Source organism: Sulfitobacter sp. HI0040, assembly GCF_001634885.1.
Classification (GTDB): Bacteria; Pseudomonadota; Alphaproteobacteria; order Rhodobacterales; family Rhodobacteraceae; genus Sulfitobacter.
This window is the reverse complement of sequence record NZ_LWEX01000422.1, coordinates 1-17,925: the sequence shown is the minus strand read 5'-3', so window position 1 is coordinate 17,925 and position 17,925 is coordinate 1. Positions and strand designations below refer to the sequence as shown.

The window sequence follows — 17,925 nt, the reverse complement described above, 5'->3', positions numbered from 1 at the left end:
TATCCTCGGGCAACCACGCGCGGGTCTATCCCTGCAACCGGATCGGCCAACGGGACATCGGTGTCGGTCGGATCGGGCGCCGCCTTGTCACAGCCTATCGCGACTTTGCCCACTCAAAAAATTGAGGCGTCGCAGCGGAGGAAACTCAAGATGTGACCGCCCCCCGACGAAATCAATACGCCAGGGTGGGTTTGTCTTGATTCATAAAGTGGGATGGTCATGTCAGAGATTGCCATGGGCGGGTTTGATTTGGTGAAGGATGTAATTCAGGTTCACCGGGCCCACGCTACGGGCCGGGCTGTGCTGCGCAAGAAGCTTGCATTTCAGATTTGGACCTCATCCGCTGACCTTCGTCTCTGGCCGCAGCTTTTCAAAATGCCGTTCTTGAAGGCCAGATAGAAATTTGCACTCGGTCACACGCAAACGGGGCGAAAAACCTCTTTGATTACAGGTGGCAACCTCAAAGGTTGCTAGCTCACTGTTTGATTTTCCGAACCCACTTCCGCGAGCAAAATCTGCCGAATTGAGCTTTCAATTTTGACTTTACCAAATGTTGAAGCATCTCGGAAAACTGACTTCGTTTCGCATTCGAAGCAAATCAAGTCATGCTGACGGCCGACAACTTTTAGACCAACTGAACTTTCCCCGACATGGACCACATAGACCTCGCATGCTAGGTTCGCGCCTGCTTTCACCGGCGCATGGAATTGTAGGTCCATAGAGACAAAAGGCATGGCCGTGTTTCTTTCCGTGAGTAGAAAAAGCCAGCCCCGGCCTGAAAGCAAATCGTCCCAGAAAGTCTCGATCGCTTCCAGCGCGAAATTCGTGATCCGGCCAGTAAAGGCGATTCCCAGCTGGTCACAGTCGCCAAAGAAAATCCTGCGTTCGAAGGCAAATCGTGGTTTAAATTCTGTTTCTGGTACATTCATTGCAGCGTTACGGGCTCAACATTTCTTTGTCTCTGGTGCGTGACAGCGATAGGAAGGAATAGTTTTCCGGTCATTATGCCATGCGCCGGAACTCGGCGGGGGTCGCGCCTGTCATTTTTCGAAAAGTTCGACTAAAATGACTCTGATCTGCAAAACCGCAGTCAAGCGCGACCACTTTCAGGGGGGCATTACCCTTTCTCAGCATCTCCTGGGCCTTCGATATTCGCTTGCGCAAAACATATGCATACGGTGCCAACCCAAACTCCGCCTTGAACTGACGCGAAAAGTGAAACTGGCTGAAACCGATAGATGCGGCCATGTCTTCCAGACTGAGGTTTTCACCTAAGCAGCTTTCAACGAGATCGATGATTCTCTGCCTTTGAGCAGGGCTGAAGTTCGAGTTTGCGTCGCTGGTCAAAGAGACCTTGGCGTACTGACGCAGAAGGTGAACGGCGATCTGGCTGCGCAGGGCGTCGATGATCAATCTCTGGCCGATTCCACCGTTCTTTAGCTCATTCTCTAGCAATTGGATGCAGTTCAGGATACAGGGGTCCTTCGCAGATAGCCAATCATTGATCTCAATTCGCAGTATAACCGCCATCTACTACAATCTCTGCTCCGTGAACGAACGATGACTCATCCGATGCGAGGAACAGGACCGCATTCGAAACCTCTTCAGGTTTGCTTGGCCGCTTGAGCAGCGTGGCCCCCAGAATTGCCTGCCGGGTCTCTTCGTCGGCGTGTAGCAGATCTTTTGTCATGGGAGTATCGATGACACCGGGATGGATCGAATTGACACGTATGCCACTTTCGGCCAGGTCGACTGCGCAGGATTTGGTCAACATCCGTACGGCGCCTTTGGATCCAATGTAGGCTCCCGCCGAAGCGGCACCAACAATCCCATAGATTGAAGAAATATTGATAATTGATGCTTTTTCGGTCTCTTTCATCAATGGAACCGCGGCTCGGATACCGAGATAAACACCGCGTACATTGACGTTGATCGTCATGTCAAATTCGTCAGGCGAGGTTTCGTGGAGCGGCTTCAGAATGAGAATGCCAGCGTTGTTCACTAGCACATCAAGTCGACCAGCACTTGATTGCACCGTGGAGATGACATTCTTCCAATCTTCTTCAAGCGTCACGTCATGCTGAATGAATTCCGCCTTCCCTCCGGCTCCAATGATACCTTTTACTACGCTTTCACCCGCTTCCGTATCACGGTCGGTTACAAATACATGCGCGCCTTCACGTGCCAGCGTTTCACAATGGGCTTTTCCCATGCCCATCGCGCCACCTGTTACCAGTGCGACTTTTCCGGATACCCGTTCCATAGCTCTCTCCCTAGTTTTCATGGACAAAATAAATTGGTTCCGCCGGAGATTCTGGATGCTCCGGCGGAGTTTTCACGCCTTCTCGGCAACGCGGTTGCGCATCAGAGATGCATAGCCGTCATCTTTCACCCCATTAATGGCATTGCGATAATTGCCAATTCCGGCCATGTAGAACATAACTGCATTCTTCTTTCCGGGGATATTCGCACCGAAGATCCAGCTTTCAGCTTTGGGGAAGAGTGTCATGTCGGCGATTTCACGGCAGGTGCCAACCCAAGCGTCGCGCGCTTCCACGGTTGGCTCCACACTTTGAACCCCCTCTTCTTCCATTGCGCAAATCGTGTCAGCGATCCATTCAACTTGCGTCTCAATGCTGGGGGGCAGGTTAGTGAAGGGGCCATTAGGGCCAAGGATCATGAAGAAGTTCGGGAAGTCGACCTCCATCATGCCGAGGTAACCGAGCGGGCCTTCCTTCCAAGTGTCGCGCATGGTCACGCCTCCGCGTCCGCGCAGGTCCATTTTGACGTAATTGCCGTCGACCGCATCGAAACCAGTGGCAAAGATTACGATGTCAAGCTCATGCTCCTCGCCGCTTTCGAGACGTATGCCGTTCGGAGTGAATTCTGCGATCGGATCGGCCTTCACGTCGGCGAGGGTCACGTTGTCTCGGTTGTAGACCTCGTAATAATTGTTTCCGCAAAGCGGGCGCTTGGCGTAAAGGTCCTTCGGCGTCAGTTTCTCTGCGACCTTGGGGTCCTTCACGATTTGCTTGATCTTGCCCTTGATGAAGTCAGCGGCCGCATCATTGGCCACTTGGCTGGTCGCAATATCGCAAAAGGTGCCAAACATGAAATAGAAACCACCGCCGCGCTGCCAGGCGGCTTCGAAGACCCGCTCCCGTTCCTCGGGGGAGGTGGTTTCGGCGGGTTCGACGCTTTCTTCGAAGCCGAAGGCCACAACAGAATTCTTCACTTGATCCCAGATTTTATCGTAGTTCGCCTTCTGCTCGGCGATGGTAGCATCGTCTTGCGGGGTGTTCCCAATCGGCACGACATATTGTGCAGAGCGCTGAAAAACAGTCAGGTGTTTTGCAACTGGTGCCGTTGCAGTGATAACCTGCACACCGGTCGAGCCGGTGCCGATAATGCCCACGCGTTTGTTGCTCAAGTCCACGCCCTCGGGCCAGGCACCTGTGTGTAAGACACGGCCTTTGAAATCACCGATGCCCTTGAATTTTGGAACATTCGTTGCGGACAAGAGACCGAGGCCAGTGACAAGGTATTTGGCGGTAACTGTCTCACCACTATCAGTGATCACGTTCCAGAGACCGGTTTTTTCATTATAGTGCGCGCCGTCCACCTTGGTGTCGAACTTGTAGCTGCGTCGGAGATCGAGATGATCCGCCACCTCGTTCATGTATTTGAGGATCTCGGGCTGGGTCAGATACCGGGTTTTCCAGCGGCCTTTTTGAAGCAACTCTTTGTCAAAAGAATAGCGGTAGACATAGCTTTCCGTGTCTGACAGCGCACCGGGATATCGGTTCCACCACCAGGTGCCGCCAACGTCACTGGCGCTGTCATAGCCCCGGACGTTCAGTCCCTGCTCGTTGCGAAGTTTGTGGACGGCGTAAAGCCCGCCGAAGCCCGCGCCAATGACGACTGCGTCGAAATCCGCTCCGACCGTTTTAGTATTCTCAGTCTGAATGTTCATGTCACTCCTCCCAGAGTAAGACCGCTCCGCCCCGCAGATTGCGGGTGAGATGCCAGATGAATGTGTCGTAGGGGTTTGTCTCGCACCGCACCGCAATGCAGTGCGAGTACAGGTGTCAGAGGGCCCGATACCATGCGGCGATGCGACCAAGTTCCTCGTTCGCCTCGGGCGCGCGTCCCGAAAGCGCGGGAAAGACATGCTGCATGCCTTCGACGATAGACAGGGTCACGTTTACGCCCTGCGCCTTGGCCTTTTCGTGCAACCGTTCGGCATCGCTCTTAAGCGTCTCGGCCCCTCCGGCATTGATATAAAGCGGCGGGTAACCGGTGAAATCGTTCTCCAGCGGGTTGGCCAACGGATTAAGCGGATCAGTGCCTTCACCGAGGAACATCCCCGCCATCGCTTCGAGGATCGGTTTGCCGACTAGCGCATCGGTTTCCGCGTTGGTTTCCAGTGTTTCCCCGCGCATCGCCATGTCGAGCCAGGGCGAATAGGCGATGACCGCTCCGGGCAGTGGCAACCCAAGTTCGCGTAATTTCAGCACGCTGGCGATGGCAAGATTGCCGCCAGCACTGTCGCCAGCGGTCAGAATATTTCTTGCCTTGAACCCCTTATCCAGCAGCGCTTTGTATGCGGCTACTGCATCTTCGATCTGCGCCGGAAATGGGTGCTCGGGTGCGCGCCGATAGTGCAGGATCACCGACGTAACCCCAAGTACCTTAGCGAGGTGCCCTGCCATTTTTCGATGACTATCGGCTGAGCCGACGGCAAAGCCGCCACCATGAGTGTAAACAATTACACGCGAGGTATCTGCCCCGGCTGGTAGGGCCCAGATAGCCTCAACTCCTCCGACATGATCGCTTTTGTAGCTAACGTTTTCCGGCTCTAGTGCGGGCTGCCCCCATTCATCGAACATGCTGCGCAGGTTCGCGATCGTCAGGTCTGGGTTCTCGACCATCTGATCGGTCCAATTCTGATAAAGCGCCCGCAGCGTATCGGCTTCTCTACTGATTTCCATGTTTATCCTCCCAAGCATAACATTTGGCAAAGCCACCACCTGACGTCGCCAATCTCGAAGACGTCAAACGGCCAACGGCATACGCCAATTACCTCATATTAAGGGCGAAAAATGCGCCATGTATTGAACATTCCCGCTTTGGAAATTGTATGATCTTGCTCAGCCTGTCGTGAGGCAGATATGCCCGTTACTAGGCTCTGTTGCACAAATCCCGTGTGGGATTCATCTTATGAATCCAGCGTGGTAGCTGAGGTGCATGAGCAGACCGACATCCCCGACATACAAGACCAGGAACTGGCCCGCTTATAACGAAGCGCTCAAGCGCCGTGGCTCGCTGACGATCTGGTTCGACCCCGAGATGAGCTGGGAGGCCGTGCCGACAGGCAGCAGGGGCCGGCAGCAGAGCTACAGCGACGCCGCGATCCAGACCTGTCTTTCGATGAAGGTCCTGTTCGGCATGGCCTTGCGACAGGCGACCGGGTTCGTCGAGAGCCTGTTGCGGCTGATCGGTCTCGACTGGACGGTGCTCGACTTCAGCACCCTGTCCCGGCGCCAGAAGACCCTGGCCGTGAACATCCCGTATCGCGGCTCCAAGGGGCCGTTGCACTTGTTGGTGGACAGCACGGGGATCAAGGTTGAAGGTGAAGGTGAGTGGCATGCCCGCAAGCATGGCGGCCCCAAGCGACGGGTCTGGCGCAAGATCCACCTCGGGGTCGACGAGCAAACGTTGGAAGTGCGCGCTGTTGAGATCACCGGGAGCCACATCGGTGACGCGCCAGTGTTACCCGACCTTCTTGAACAGATCCCGGCAGACCAGCAGTGTCACGGCTGACGGCGCGTATGGCACACGAAAATGCCACGACGCGATTGCGGACCGTGGCGTCCACGCCGTTATCCCGCCACGCAAGAACGCAAAGTCATGGAAGACCATCACCGCCGGAGCCGTGGCGCGAAACGAGGCCCTGCGCGCGGCGAAATACCTGGCCCGCGCGCTCTGGCGACGATGGAGCGGATACCACCGCCGAAGCCGCGTCGAGACGAAGATGCACTGTGTTAAGTTGCTGGGGCAGCGCCTTATGGCGCGGGACTTTGACTGTCAGGTCGCGAAAACCCTTTCTAAATAACGAGGCACCCTCCAGTCGCAAGGATCCTCTTTGACAAGCGCGCTAAAGAGCGCGGCCAACCGATCCTTGCCGATATTTTTGGCGTGGTGCATCAGGCCTCCCCGCCAGCGGGGAAATCCGTAGCCGTGAATCATTACTAGGTCGATGTCTTGCGGTTTTTCTGCGATCCCTTCGTCAAGGATATCACAGGCTTCCGCCACCATTGCGAGCAAGAGCCTTTCTACGATTTCGTCAGCTGAGAACTCCCGGCGAGTGAAGTTCATTTCTTCTGAGACACGGAGTATTTCGCTAGCGACCAGCTCCGAAGGTGAGGGTTCGCCGTCCGGCCCATAGTCGTACCATCCGGCGCCCGATTTGTGTCCTAGGCGTTTGTGCTTTTCGACCAACCGCTCGACCAAGGGCACGTGACCACAGCAGTTCCCTTCTGCAGCGGCCTTGCGACGGATATTCGCGTAGGCGATGTCCAGCCCCGACATGTCCTGTGCAGCATATGGACCCATCGCCATACCGAATCCGCGCATAGCCGCGTCGATCTCGTCGACAATAGCCCCCTTCACCAGAAGGCGATTAGCGGCGTGACGGTAGCTAGACAAAATTCGGTTTCCGATGAAGCCATCGCAAACACCAGACAGTACCGGGATTTTACCAAGCCTGCGCGCCAGCACAAATGCTGCACCTAATGTATCGTCTGACGTTCGGTCGCTCCTGACGACTTCCAGAAGCTTCATAATATGCGCAGGACTGAAGAAATGAATCCCTACAAAGCGTGCTGGGTGCTTCAACCCATCAGAAAGCCGATTTACATCGAGATAGGATGTGTTTGTGGCAATAATCGTCTCGGGCGGCAGAGCACCTTCGAGTTCGGTCAAGATCGCGCTCTTGACCGCAAAATCCTCGAAGGCCGCCTCGATTGCTAGATCGGTTGGTGGCAGAGCGTCATAGCCTGAGACCGTAACCAGCCGGTCCTCAACCGCCTTTCCCGCATCGGGGGACAGAATGCCGCGACTGATACCCTGATCAATCAGCTTTTGCAGGTTTTCTCTGGCCCACTCTGCGGACGAGGCACTGCGTTCGACGACAGTCACCGAGATCCCTGCGGTCGCTAGCGTGTACGCAATAGCTGCTCCCATATTGCCACCACCGACCACGATGGCGGTTTCAGCATCTCGGGAAGGTCGGGGGTAGGTGCGCCCCTTGTTGGTTGCGGTTCGCTCGGTGAAGAAAACGTGCCTAAGGGCCCGCGCCTGATCCGAGGCACGAAGGTCCAAAAACGCAGCGCGCTCGCTGGCCAGTGCGTCGTGCAGCGGCGTCATCGCGCTGGCCGCGACCAGGTCCACCGCAACATGCGGCGCATTCTGGCCAGGCATACGCCGCGCTACCTGCGCGCGGGCGACTTCCGCTGCGAAGTGGTTTGGCATTGGTGAAGGAAGATTGTCGGGTGCCTGTGCCGCCTCTAGAACAGCGTCATCGAGAGCTATGGCCGCGCCAAGCGGGTCATCGGCTAGCAGCTGGATCAGTCCTATTTTCAGTGCCTGCTCGGCGGAAACAGCCTTCCCGGTGACGATCATGTCAAGCGCAGCTTCAATACCGATAAGTCGCGGCAGTCTTTGGGTTCCCCCTGCGCCAGGCACGATCCCCAAGTTTACCTCTGGCAGGCCCAGTTTGGTAGAAGTTGAGGCGATTCGATAGCAGCAAGCCAGAGCAATCTCTAGTCCCCCACCAAGCGCAGCCCCGTTGATGGCTGCGATAGTCGGAATCGGAAGGTGCGCAAGTTGCAACAGCACGTCATTTAGTTGTGGATCAACAGGCAACTGTCCGAATTCCTTCGCATCCGCGCCCGCGACGAACGTCGTTCCTGCGCCGGTGATAATCAGCCTGGTAGCACCAGTTTCGAGGACTTGGAAGATACAGTGTTGTATTCCAGCCCGAACCTCCGCGTTGATTAGGTTAAGCGGCGAATTGTCTATGGTCAGAATTGCTGCGCCATTTGAGAAGCTTAATTCAACAGGCATGGGCATCCTCACAGCACTGGCGCTCGATTGCGCGAGATAAATTTGGTAATGAGATAGCCTTCGAAGGTTTCTGTCCCGCCTTCAGTCCCATAGCCGCTGTCTCTTACGCCGCCAAACGGAGTCTCGGGCAGAGCCAGGCCGAACTGGTTGATGCTTACCATACCTGCTTGCAAACCCGCAGCTGCTTTATCTGCACGCTCCAACGAATTGGTAAAGACATAGGATGCCAGCCCGAAGGGTAGCCCGTTGGCCCGCGACAGACCGTCCTCTATGTCACGAAAAGACGAGACGACAGCAATCGGTCCGAAGGGTTCTTCGCGCATCAAGTCGATGTCGTCGTTGGGCGTATCGACGACTGTCGGGGCATAGAAGTTACCATGATTCCCAATCCTTTTGCCTCCCGTCAACACCCGTGCACCGTTTTCGCGGGCATCCTCGACGAGCTTTTCCATCGCATTCACGCGTCCGCGATGACACAATGGCCCCATCTGTGTGCCCTCGGCTAAACCATCGCCGACCTTTACGCTCTCAAATGCTGAAACCAATTCGGACAGAAATCGGTCGTAGATGCCTTGTTGTACGTAAAACCGGGTTGGGGCGATGCACACCTGGCCTGCATTGCGCAGCTTGTTGACCGCCAAGGCGCGCGCCGCGGCCGTGGCATCGGCGTCGTCGAACACCAATACAGGCGCGTGACCGCCGAGTTCCATCGTCGCCCGCTTCATATGGCGGCCAGCCAATTCTGCCAGATGTTTGCCCACCTCGACCGAACCGGTGAAGGTGACCTTGCGCACCTCGGGGCGCGCAATAAGAGTTTCCGAAATGAAGGCCGCATTACCCCAGACAAGGTTCAGACAGCCTTCGGGCAAGCCTGCATCCAGCAGATAGCGAGCAATTGCCATGCAGCCCGCCGGAGCCTCTGCCGGGGCTTTCAAGATCATCGTGCAACCTGACGCAAGCGCCGCCGCGACCTTGCGTACCGCTTGGCTCAGCGGAAAATTCCAAGGCGTGATGGCAAGGCAGACGCCTATCGGTTCGCGCACGACAAGCTGCTGTACCCGCGGGCTGCGTGATGGAATGATGCGCCCATAAATGCGCCGACATTCCTCGGCGTGCCAGTCGACGTGGTCAGCCGAGGAGCGGACCTCAGCCAAAGCCTCAACCAGCGGCTTGCCTTCATCGAGTGTGATCCAGCCAGCGATCAGTCTGTCATTTTGGCGCAGCAGGTCGGCAAACCGCCGCAAAATCGCACTTCGTTCCATGGGAGAACTGTTTTTCCATCGGCGAAAAGCTGATTCGGCCGAGTGAACCGCATGGTCTAGATCTGCGGCGCTAGCCTGCGGAATCTGTCCGATAGTTTGCCCGTTTGCAGGGTTTATGACTGCACGATCCTCCGGGGTGGGAGAAGCGATCCAGTCCCGTCCGATGAGGTGCTGGATGGTCGGATAATTCATTTCTTTCATGGCGTTATGCCCTCGCTTAGTTGTGTCATCCGCAGGATCCGGCACGAAGGGGGCCAGGTGGATGACCTTAGTTTTCCGCATAGCGGAAAAGTTTACTGCAGTATTGACGCGGACGTTATCGATCGTTTAGATGTGTTTCAAGACGCATCATTCTTCCCGAGGAGGGATGCCGTGAGACCAAGGAAAGACCGCACCAAGGATGCCGAGAGACAGGACCGCGATTTTGTCACGGCGTTGGCGCGCGGCTTGGAGCTGTTGCGGGCCTTTCGGCGGGAAGGGGAGGCTCTGGGGAACGGTGAGATGGCCGAGCGCACTGGCCTGAGCAGATCGACGGTCTCAAGGCTGGCCTATACACTGAACAAGCTGGAATACCTCAGCTACGATCCGGATACAGCACGTTATCGACTGGCCCCTCCAGTGCTTTCGCTGGGTTTCTCCTGCCTTGCAGGGATTCCGCTGCGGCAACTCGCAAAGCCCTTTATGCAGGAATTAGCCGATTACACAGGTATGCCGGTGGCCATGGCCAGTCGTGACCGACTATCGATGGTCTATCTAGAGCGGTGCAAGGGCACCAACGCCGTCACGCTGGCGATTGAGATTGGTGCCCATATTAAACTGGCCACTACCGCGGTTGGTCGCGCCTGCATAGCGGCACACGGCCCCGATGAGCGCGCCAGAATTCTGGCCCTTGTGGAGGAACGTGAGGGTGACAACTGGCCGAATGTGCAGCCCGGAATCGAAGCAGCTATCGAAGACTACCAACAGTACGGTTATTGCACGTCCTTCACGGAGTGGAAACGTGATGTGAACGCAGTAGCAGTGCCCTTCGTGCCGACGGACGGCTCACCCATCATTGCCTTCAACTGCGGCGGTCCTTCGCAAACCCTTACGCGCGACTGGATCGAAAGCGATGTCGCGCACCGCCTTGTCGATCTTGTCCGCCGCGTTGCGGCGGTCGCACCCTGAACAATAGAGAGCATTATGGCCCTTGATACAGATACCCTTTCCCAGTTTCTCGACGCGCTCGACCGCTTCGTGAAAGAGCGACTAATCCCTTACGAGGATCGCGTCGCCGATGAAGATGTGATTCCGCCTATGCTGGTCGATGAAATCCGCATGATGGGCCTTTTCGGCATGTCGATCCCGGAGGATTTCGGCGGGCTTGGCTTGTCGATGATAGAGGAAGTGCAAGCCGCTTTCGTTCTTGGCCAGGCTTCGCCTGCGTTCCGGTCGCTAGTTGGCACAAACAACGGGATCGGCTCGCAGGGAATCATCATCGATGGAACCGACGAGCAGAAGGCGAAGTATCTACCAGCTCTCGCCTCCGGAGATATGATCGCATCCTTCGCCCTAACCGAGCCAGATGCTGGTTCGGATGCTGGCGGTCTGCGCACCACTGCGCGGCGTGATGGAAACGATTTCCTACTGAACGGCACGAAGCGCTACATTACCAATGCGCCGCGTGCCGATCTATTCACGGTTTTTGCCCGGACCAGTCCAGAGGTGAAAGGTTCTGCCGGCGTAAGCGCTTTTCTCGTCGAGGCAGGGACGCCGGGCATAACGCTTGGCCAGCCTGACAGGAAGATGGGGCAGAAGGGTTCGCACACATGCGACGTCATCCTTGACAATGTCCGCGTGCCTGCCTCGAACATCATCGGCGGGCCGGACCGTCTGAACAAGGGCTTCAAAACGGCAATGAAAGTCCTTGATCGGGGCCGACTGCATATTTCTGCCGTCTGTGTGGGCGCCGCCGAACGGCTGATCCGTGACAGCCTATCCTATGCGATGGAACGCAAACAATTCGGTGAACCCATCGCTGAAAAGCAACTGATCCAAGCCATGCTGGCTGACAGTCGCGCCGAGGCCTTCGCAGCGCGTTGCATGATCGAAGAAACAGCACGCCGCAAGGACGCTGGTCAGAACGTGTCGACTGATGCTGCCTGCTGCAAGATGTTTGCCAGTGAGATGGTAGGTCGAGTGGCCGATCGCGCAGTGCAAATCCACGGCGGTGCAGGATACATGGCCGAATATGCGGTCGAGCGCTTCTATCGCGATGTGCGTCTCTTCCGCATCTACGAGGGGACAACCCAGATTCAGCAAATACTGATCGCGCGGAATATGATCCGCACTGCAGCAGCTTAACAGGAGCGAAGACAAACTATGGACTTCAATTTCCTTTCCACCCCGAGGATCGTCTGCGAGAGCGGTGGGCTTGGCCGGATCGGCAGCCTGATGCAAGATTTGTCTTGCACCCGTGCGCTGGTCGTGACGGACCCGGGCATATTGGCCTGTGGTTTTGCGGACGAGGCAGCCGCCGCACTTAGGGCTGCTGGCATCGAGGTTGAGATTTTTCATAAAGTCGAAGCGGACCCCCCGATCGCTGTCGTCGAGGCCGCGGTAGAGGTCGCGCGGGCCTTTGGTGCTGACGGAATCATCGGACTTGGCGGCGGCAGTTCACTGGACACGGCCAAGGTCATCGCAGCGGCGGTAGCCAACGATCAACCGATTACGGACATGATCGGGATCAATCAGGTCACCGATAAACGCTTGCCACTGATCCAGGTGCCAACCACGGCAGGGACCGGATCAGAGGTAACATGGGTGTCCGTGCTGACTTCGGAAAGCCACGAAAAAAAAGCGGTATATGCACCGCAGCTTCTGCCTGACGTTGCCTTGCTAGATGCAAAGCTAACATTGGGAATGCCTCGTCACATCACAGCGGCCACGGCGTTAGACGCAATGGTTCACGCCATTGAGGCAGTAACCAGTCGCACCAGAAAGAATCCCATTTCCGATGGAATGGCGGACAAAGCGCTGGTGCTTCTCGGTCAGAACTTACCAATCGTCATGGAAACGCCTTCGGACCTGTCAGCGCGAGAGGCCATGCTGTTGGGGGCGACACTGGCTGGGATGGCCTTCATTAATGCCAGCGTGGGGGCGATTCATGCCTTGTCATACCCACTGGGAACAGGTTTCAAAGTTCCTCACGGGCACGCAAACGCTCTGGTCGCAGGACCAGTGATGAGGTTCAACATGCCCGTTGCAGAAGCTGAATATGCTCGTCTATCGCGGTTACTACTGCCCTCGCGGCCTTTCAACTCTGATGCGGCTGCGGCCTATGGCCTGATCGACGAGATGGAACGGATGCTAGTCGAAAGCGGACTTGAGTCTCGACTTTCTGGTGTCGGAGTGACCGAGGCAGCCATTCCCGGAATGGCTAATGAGGTCGTGACCGGTATCACGCGATTGCTGGAGACCAACCCGCGCGACATGACAGCCGAAGATGTGTCGCGCCTCTATCAGGAGGCGCTTTGATGGCTGGCTCATTGGACGGGATCAAGGTGGTCGACCTCAGCCGCGTGCTGGGCGGGCCTTACTGCACCCAAATGCTTGCGGATCATGGCGCTGAGGTCATCAAGGTGGAGCCGCCTCTGGGCGACGAGACCCGCAGTTGGGGCCCGCCTTTCAATGATGAACTCAGCGCCTATTTCTCTGGCGCCAACCGCAACAAGCGGTCCATCGCTATCGATCTGCAGCAACCGGAAGGGCGCGACCTGATTTTGCGGTTTCTTCAGGATGCGGATGTTTTAGTTCACAATTTTAAGTCTGGTACTCTTGAAAAATGGGGGCTTGGTTATGATGATGTTCTCAGGGCACGTTTTCCTAGACTGGTACTCTGCCACGTGACTGGATTTGGTTCCGATGGCCCACTTGGCGGTTTTCCCGGCTATGACGCCGTGGTACAAGCTATGACGGGCCTCATGAGCATCAACGGCAATCCCTCCGAAGGCCCGACACGCATGGGTACGCCCATCGTGGACATCGGCACCGGTCTGATCGCCTGTAACGCTATTCTCGCCGCACTTTTGGAACGGGGCCGGTCCGGATTGGGCCAAGCCATCGAAGTGCCGCTATATGATTGCGCGATCAGCATGATGCATCCCCAAGCGGCTAATTCCCTCATGTCCGGACAGATACCAATGGCGACCGGCAATGGGCATCCAAATATTGTACCATACGACATGTTCGAAACAAGTAATGGCAAACTCTATCTGGCTATCGGTAACAATGGTCAGTTCGCAAAACTCTGTGACGTGCTTGGCCTACCTGAGGTGCCCTGCGATCCACGATTTGCCGACAATGCCGCGCGTCTTGCGCATCGGTCAGAGATGACAGAGGTCTTGTCAGAGTGCCTGGTGCAACATGACGCCTTGAAACTTGAGCCCGTGCTTTTGAAAGCTGGGATTCCCGCCGGAGTCGTTCGGAATGTGAATGAAGCGTTGCAGCATCCACACACCCGACATCGCGGCATGGTGGTATCAGTAGGCACCTACCGCGGCACCGGCGTGCCAGCACGCTTGTCGCGTACCCCCGGAGCGGTTCGCGCGGCACCGCCTCGCTTCGGGCAGCATAGTAGGCAGTTGCTTAGCGAGGCTGGACTGACAGAAGCTGAAATCGATAGATTGACTCAAGCGGATATCGTTCGAGAAGAACCGCGGATGCGCGAGACGACCTAAGCCGAAATTTCAGCTCAAGCGGACGATCGTGAAAAAGTTCAGGGAGGCCAAGATGGAAAGACTGCTCATATCACCGGACCGGATACCCGAATGGATTCCCGGCACGACTACGTTGGACAGTTCCGGGTGCAACTGGAACGGCATTACCCTGAAGGGCTATCGTTATGAGCGACAAGACGCGGCAATTCCCCCCATGCGCGACTATATGATTGTTGCATATGATGGCGCGCCAACCACTATGCGCCGCACGAGTGGCGGCCCATGGCAAAGCGCGCGCGTAGAGAAAGGTAGGATTTCCTTGCTCACGCGTGCAGAGGAATCCACTTGGAGTTGGTCCGAGCCTATCACGGTTAGACACGTCTATCTCAATCACAGCGAACTCGAAAACGCGGCCCTTTCGGTCTTTGATCGTGACCCGAAGTCCATTGACAGAGACACATCCCAAGTAACGGCCTGGAACCCGGGCCGTTACTGCCATTGCAAATTTCCAAGACGATAAACGCCAATGAAAATAATTGCACCTATAAAACACCTAATTGATTACAACGTGAAGGTTCGCGTTAAGGCGGACGGTAGCGGAGTTGGTCTCGCGAATGTGAAGATGTCGATGAACCCGTTCGACGAGATTGCGGTTGAAGAGGCGATCCGTCTGAAGGAAGCGGGCAAGGCGGACGAGCTTGTCGTCGTGTCGATCGGCGTGAAACAGGCGCAGGAAACGCTGCGCACGGCGCTGGCGATGGGCGCGGACCGGGCGATCCTCGTCGTGGCCGCCGACGACGTGCACCAAGATATCGAGCCGCTGGCGGTGGCCAAGATCCTAAAGGCCGTGATCGACGCCGAGGCGCCGGGCCTGGTGATCGCGGGCAAACAGGCGATCGACAACGACATGAACGCGACCGGCCAGATGCTGGCGGCGCTGCTGGGCTGGGGTCAGGCGACCTATGCCTCTGAGGTTGCGATCGAGGGCGAGCATGCCGTCGTGACCCGCGAAGTGGACGGCGGTCTGCAGACCATCAAGGTGAAGCTGCCGGCGATCGTCACCGCCGACCTGCGCCTGAACGAGCCGCGCTACGCCTCGCTGCCCAACATCATGAAAGCCAAGAAGAAACCGCTGGACGAAAAGACCGCCGCCGATTTCGGCGTCGATGTCACGCCGCGCCTGACCGTCGTCAAGACGGCAGAGCCCGCCGCGCGTTCGGCCGGGGAAATGGTTGGCTCGGTCGACGAGCTGGTGTCGAAGCTGAAAGAAAAGGGGATCGTGTAATGGCTGTTCTTCTCCTTGCAGAAATCGCCGGTGGTGCACTGGCGCTGGACGCCACCGCCAAGGCGGTGACCGCTGCCAAATCGCTGGGCGATGTGACCGTTCTGGTTGCGGGCCCCGCTGCCGCAGGCGAGGCCGCGTCGAAGATCGACGGCGTGGCAAAGGTTCTGGTGGCGGATGACGCCGCCTATGCCAACGGCCTGGCCGAGCCGGTCGCCGATCTGGTGGTCAGCCTGGCAGGCAATTATGAACATATCGTTGCTCCGTCCACGGCGAGCGCGAAAAACATCCTGCCGCGCGTCGCGGCGCTGCTGGACGTGATGGTTTTGTCGGACGTCACCGCCATCGTGGACGGGTCCACGTTCGAACGCCCGATCTACGCGGGCAACGCGATTCAGACGGTAAAGTCCAACGATTCCAAGAAGGTACTGACCGTCCGCACCACCGCCTTCGACGCGGCTGGCCAGGGTGGTTCGGCCGCCGTCGAGGCCATCGCAGCGGCCGGCAACGCGGGCCTGAGCGCCTGGGTCGAGGACAAGGTCGCGGCGTCGGATCGTCCGGAACTGACCTCGGCCAAGATCGTGGTCTCGGGCGGTCGCGGCGTCGGTTCCGAGGAGAACTTCGCGATCATCGAGGGCCTGGCCGACAAGCTGGGCGCGGCGGTCGGCGCCTCGCGCGCGGCGGTGGATAGCGGGTTCGCACCGAACGACTGGCAGGTCGGCCAGACCGGCAAGGTCGTGGCGCCCGAGCTGTACATCGCGGTCGGGATTTCCGGGGCAATTCAACACCTTGCAGGCATGAAGGACAGCAAGGTCATCGTCGCCATCAACAAGGATGAAGAGGCCCAGATCTTCCAGGTCGCCGACTACGGCCTGGTCGCAGACCTGCTCGACGCCGTCCCGGATATGACAAAGGCACTCTAAGAATGACAAACGTCTACATCTGCGATTACATCCGCACACCAATTGGTCGCTATGGCGGCGCGCTTTCTTCTGTGCGAGCCGACGATCTTGGTGCAATCCCACTCAGGGCCCTGGCCAGCCGAAACCCGAAGCTAGATCTAGCGGCCATTGACGAAGTGATTTTCGGCTGCGCCAACCAGGCGGGCGAGGACAACCGCAACGTCGCACGCATGTCGCTGCTACTCGCGGGATTTCCGGATTGTGTCCCTGGCACGACGATGAACCGGTTGTGCGGATCGGGTATGGACGCCGTAATCACAGCCGCCCGCGCGATCAAAGCTGGAGAAGCCGATCTCATTGTTGCTGGCGGTGTGGAAAGCATGTCTCGTGCTCCGTTTGTGATGCCAAAAGCTACAACTGCATTCTCGCGCGAAAATTCTGCTGAAGACACCACCATCGGCTGGCGCTTCGTCAATAAACAGATGAAGAGTCAATACGGCGTCGACAGCATGCCTGAAACGGCCGAAAACGTAGCGGAAGACTTCAGCATCAACCGCGCCGACCAAGATGCCTTCGCCATGCGTTCGCAGCGAAAGGCGAGAGATGCCATGGCGAACGGTCGTTTGGCCCGTGAAATTGTCCCGGTAGAGATTCCTCAGCGAAAGGGGGAGCCAAAGATCGTCGTACAGGATGAACACCCTCGCGCGGGTACGACTTTGGAAGCGCTCGCCCAACTGAAAACTTTCGTAAAAGCGGACGGCACTGTAACCGCTGGGAATTCTTCGGGCGTGAACGATGGTGCCGCAGCATTGATCCTTGCCACCAGCGACGTCGCAAAAAAATTTGGCCTCACACCGATCGCAAGGGTCTTGGGCGGCGCAACCGCGGGCGTCGCACCGCGCATCATGGGTTTCGGGCCGGCACCGGCGTCGGAAAAGCTGATGGCGCGACTTGGACTGAAACAAGAAGACTTCTCGGTAATCGAACTTAACGAAGCCTTTGCTTCGCAGGGTCTGGCCACACTACGGCACCTGGGGATCGCGGATGATGACGCCCGCGTGAACCCGAACGGCGGCGCTATTGCTCTCGGCCATCCGCTTGGCATGTCAGGTGCCCGCATCACTGGTTCAGCGATGCTGGACCTCAAACCTGGAGAAAAGTCGTTATCGACCATGTGTATTGGCGTGGGACAGGGGATTGCAATCGCGCTCGAAGCTGTCTGAGGTGCCGCGACAACCACAAAACTAACATAAGTTCTCTTATGCGACTTTTGGCTGTACGCGCAAAGCGATAATGTCACCCATGAGCAATTCAGAAGTGTCACTCTCCTCGCATACGATAGCGAGGATGAGTGGACATGGGATGGGTTATGATGAGCGAGCGCGATTTGAACCGCGTTGAGGTTTTGGCGCAGGTCGATGATAGTCGGCTGACGGTAGACAATGCGGCAAACCTGCTGGATCTGACAAGGCGGCAAGTGTTCCGGCTTCTCAAGCGATACCGGCAGGATGGCGCCTCAGCGATCCGACATAAGGCGCGCGGCAAACCTCCAAACAATCGTATCCATCATGCAAAGCGCGATTATGCTCTGAGCCTGATCAAAGAGAATTACCCGGATTTCGGCCCAACACTGGCAGCTGAGAAGCTGGCTGAGC

At 57.1% G+C, this 17,925-nt stretch carries 15 protein-coding genes and 1 pseudogene; 9 read left to right on the top strand and 7 right to left on the bottom strand.

Translation table 11 applies throughout. The features are described 5' to 3' along the window. Window positions 1-470: 470 nt before the first annotated feature. The 5 genes from A3728_RS17625 to A3728_RS17605 form a co-directional block, all read right to left on the bottom strand. Window positions 471-929 (bottom strand): acyl-CoA thioesterase, encoded by a 459-nt coding sequence (locus tag A3728_RS17625; RefSeq protein WP_007120589.1) that lies wholly within the window; start codon window positions 927-929, stop codon window positions 471-473. Window positions 930-1,002: 73 nt separating this feature from the next. Then, window positions 1,003-1,530 (bottom strand): helix-turn-helix transcriptional regulator, encoded by a 528-nt coding sequence (locus A3728_RS17620; RefSeq protein WP_231886291.1) that lies wholly within the window; start codon window positions 1,528-1,530, stop codon window positions 1,003-1,005. Beyond that, window positions 1,508-2,263, bottom strand: a complete 756-nt coding sequence (locus A3728_RS17615) for an SDR family NAD(P)-dependent oxidoreductase (protein WP_067261951.1) — start codon at window positions 2,261-2,263, stop codon at window positions 1,508-1,510. Before A3728_RS17615 ends, A3728_RS17620 begins: the two co-directional genes overlap by 23 nt. Before the next feature lie 72 nt (window positions 2,264-2,335). Continuing rightward, on the bottom strand, window positions 2,336-3,973 hold the full coding sequence (locus tag A3728_RS17610) for a flavin-containing monooxygenase (protein WP_067261950.1): 1,638 nt from the start codon (window positions 3,971-3,973) through the stop codon (window positions 2,336-2,338). 115 nt (window positions 3,974-4,088) lie between these two features. Continuing rightward, a complete protein-coding gene (locus A3728_RS17605) occupies window positions 4,089-5,021 on the bottom strand; it encodes an alpha/beta hydrolase (protein WP_236628316.1) in 933 nt (310 codons plus the stop codon). A gap of 226 nt (window positions 5,022-5,247) precedes the next feature. Between A3728_RS17605 and A3728_RS17600 the strand changes: the two are divergent. After that, window positions 5,248-6,100, top strand: a pseudogene (locus A3728_RS17600) (IS5 family transposase); the annotation flags it as partial. On the opposite strand, the gene A3728_RS17595 reads toward A3728_RS17600, so the two are convergent. Then, a complete protein-coding gene (locus tag A3728_RS17595) occupies window positions 6,088-8,127 on the bottom strand; it encodes an FAD-dependent oxidoreductase (RefSeq protein WP_231886290.1) in 2,040 nt (679 codons plus the stop codon). The pseudogene A3728_RS17600 and the gene A3728_RS17595 overlap by 13 nt on opposite strands. Before the next feature lie 8 nt (window positions 8,128-8,135). Continuing rightward, window positions 8,136-9,590, bottom strand: a complete 1,455-nt coding sequence (locus A3728_RS17590) for an NAD-dependent succinate-semialdehyde dehydrogenase (protein WP_231886289.1) — start codon at window positions 9,588-9,590, stop codon at window positions 8,136-8,138. 57 nt (window positions 9,591-9,647) lie between these two features. On the opposite strand from A3728_RS17590, the gene A3728_RS17585 reads away from it, so the two are divergent. The 8 genes from A3728_RS17585 to A3728_RS17550 all read left to right on the top strand — a co-directional run. Next, window positions 9,648-10,556 (top strand): IclR family transcriptional regulator, encoded by a 909-nt coding sequence (locus A3728_RS17585; RefSeq protein ID WP_236630547.1) that lies wholly within the window; start codon window positions 9,648-9,650, stop codon window positions 10,554-10,556. A gap of 15 nt (window positions 10,557-10,571) precedes the next feature. Beyond that, window positions 10,572-11,732 (top strand): acyl-CoA dehydrogenase family protein, encoded by a 1,161-nt coding sequence (locus A3728_RS17580; protein ID WP_067261942.1) that lies wholly within the window; start codon window positions 10,572-10,574, stop codon window positions 11,730-11,732. Between the two features lie 18 nt (window positions 11,733-11,750). After that, window positions 11,751-12,905, top strand: coding sequence for an iron-containing alcohol dehydrogenase (locus A3728_RS17575; protein ID WP_017467063.1), 1,155 nt, complete (start codon window positions 11,751-11,753; stop codon window positions 12,903-12,905). Next, window positions 12,905-14,107, top strand: coding sequence for a CaiB/BaiF CoA transferase family protein (locus A3728_RS17570; protein WP_067261940.1), 1,203 nt, complete (start codon window positions 12,905-12,907; stop codon window positions 14,105-14,107). The genes A3728_RS17575 and A3728_RS17570 overlap by 1 nt, the downstream gene beginning before the upstream one ends. A gap of 505 nt (window positions 14,108-14,612) precedes the next feature. Beyond that, window positions 14,613-15,371, top strand: coding sequence for an electron transfer flavoprotein subunit beta/FixA family protein (locus A3728_RS17565; protein WP_009804215.1), 759 nt, complete (start codon window positions 14,613-14,615; stop codon window positions 15,369-15,371). Beyond that, the gene (locus A3728_RS17560) at window positions 15,371-16,291 is read left to right on the top strand and encodes an electron transfer flavoprotein subunit alpha/FixB family protein (RefSeq protein ID WP_009804214.1); all 921 of its coding nucleotides are present in this window, start codon (window positions 15,371-15,373) and stop codon (window positions 16,289-16,291) included. Before A3728_RS17565 ends, A3728_RS17560 begins: the two co-directional genes overlap by 1 nt. A 2-nt stretch (window positions 16,292-16,293) precedes the next feature. Beyond that, window positions 16,294-17,493, top strand: coding sequence for a 3-oxoadipyl-CoA thiolase (gene pcaF / locus A3728_RS17555; RefSeq protein ID WP_009804213.1), 1,200 nt, complete (start codon window positions 16,294-16,296; stop codon window positions 17,491-17,493). A gap of 134 nt (window positions 17,494-17,627) precedes the next feature. After that, window positions 17,628-17,925 (top strand): helix-turn-helix domain-containing protein (locus A3728_RS17550; RefSeq protein WP_150120616.1); only part of this gene is annotated, 298 nt, incomplete at its 3' end.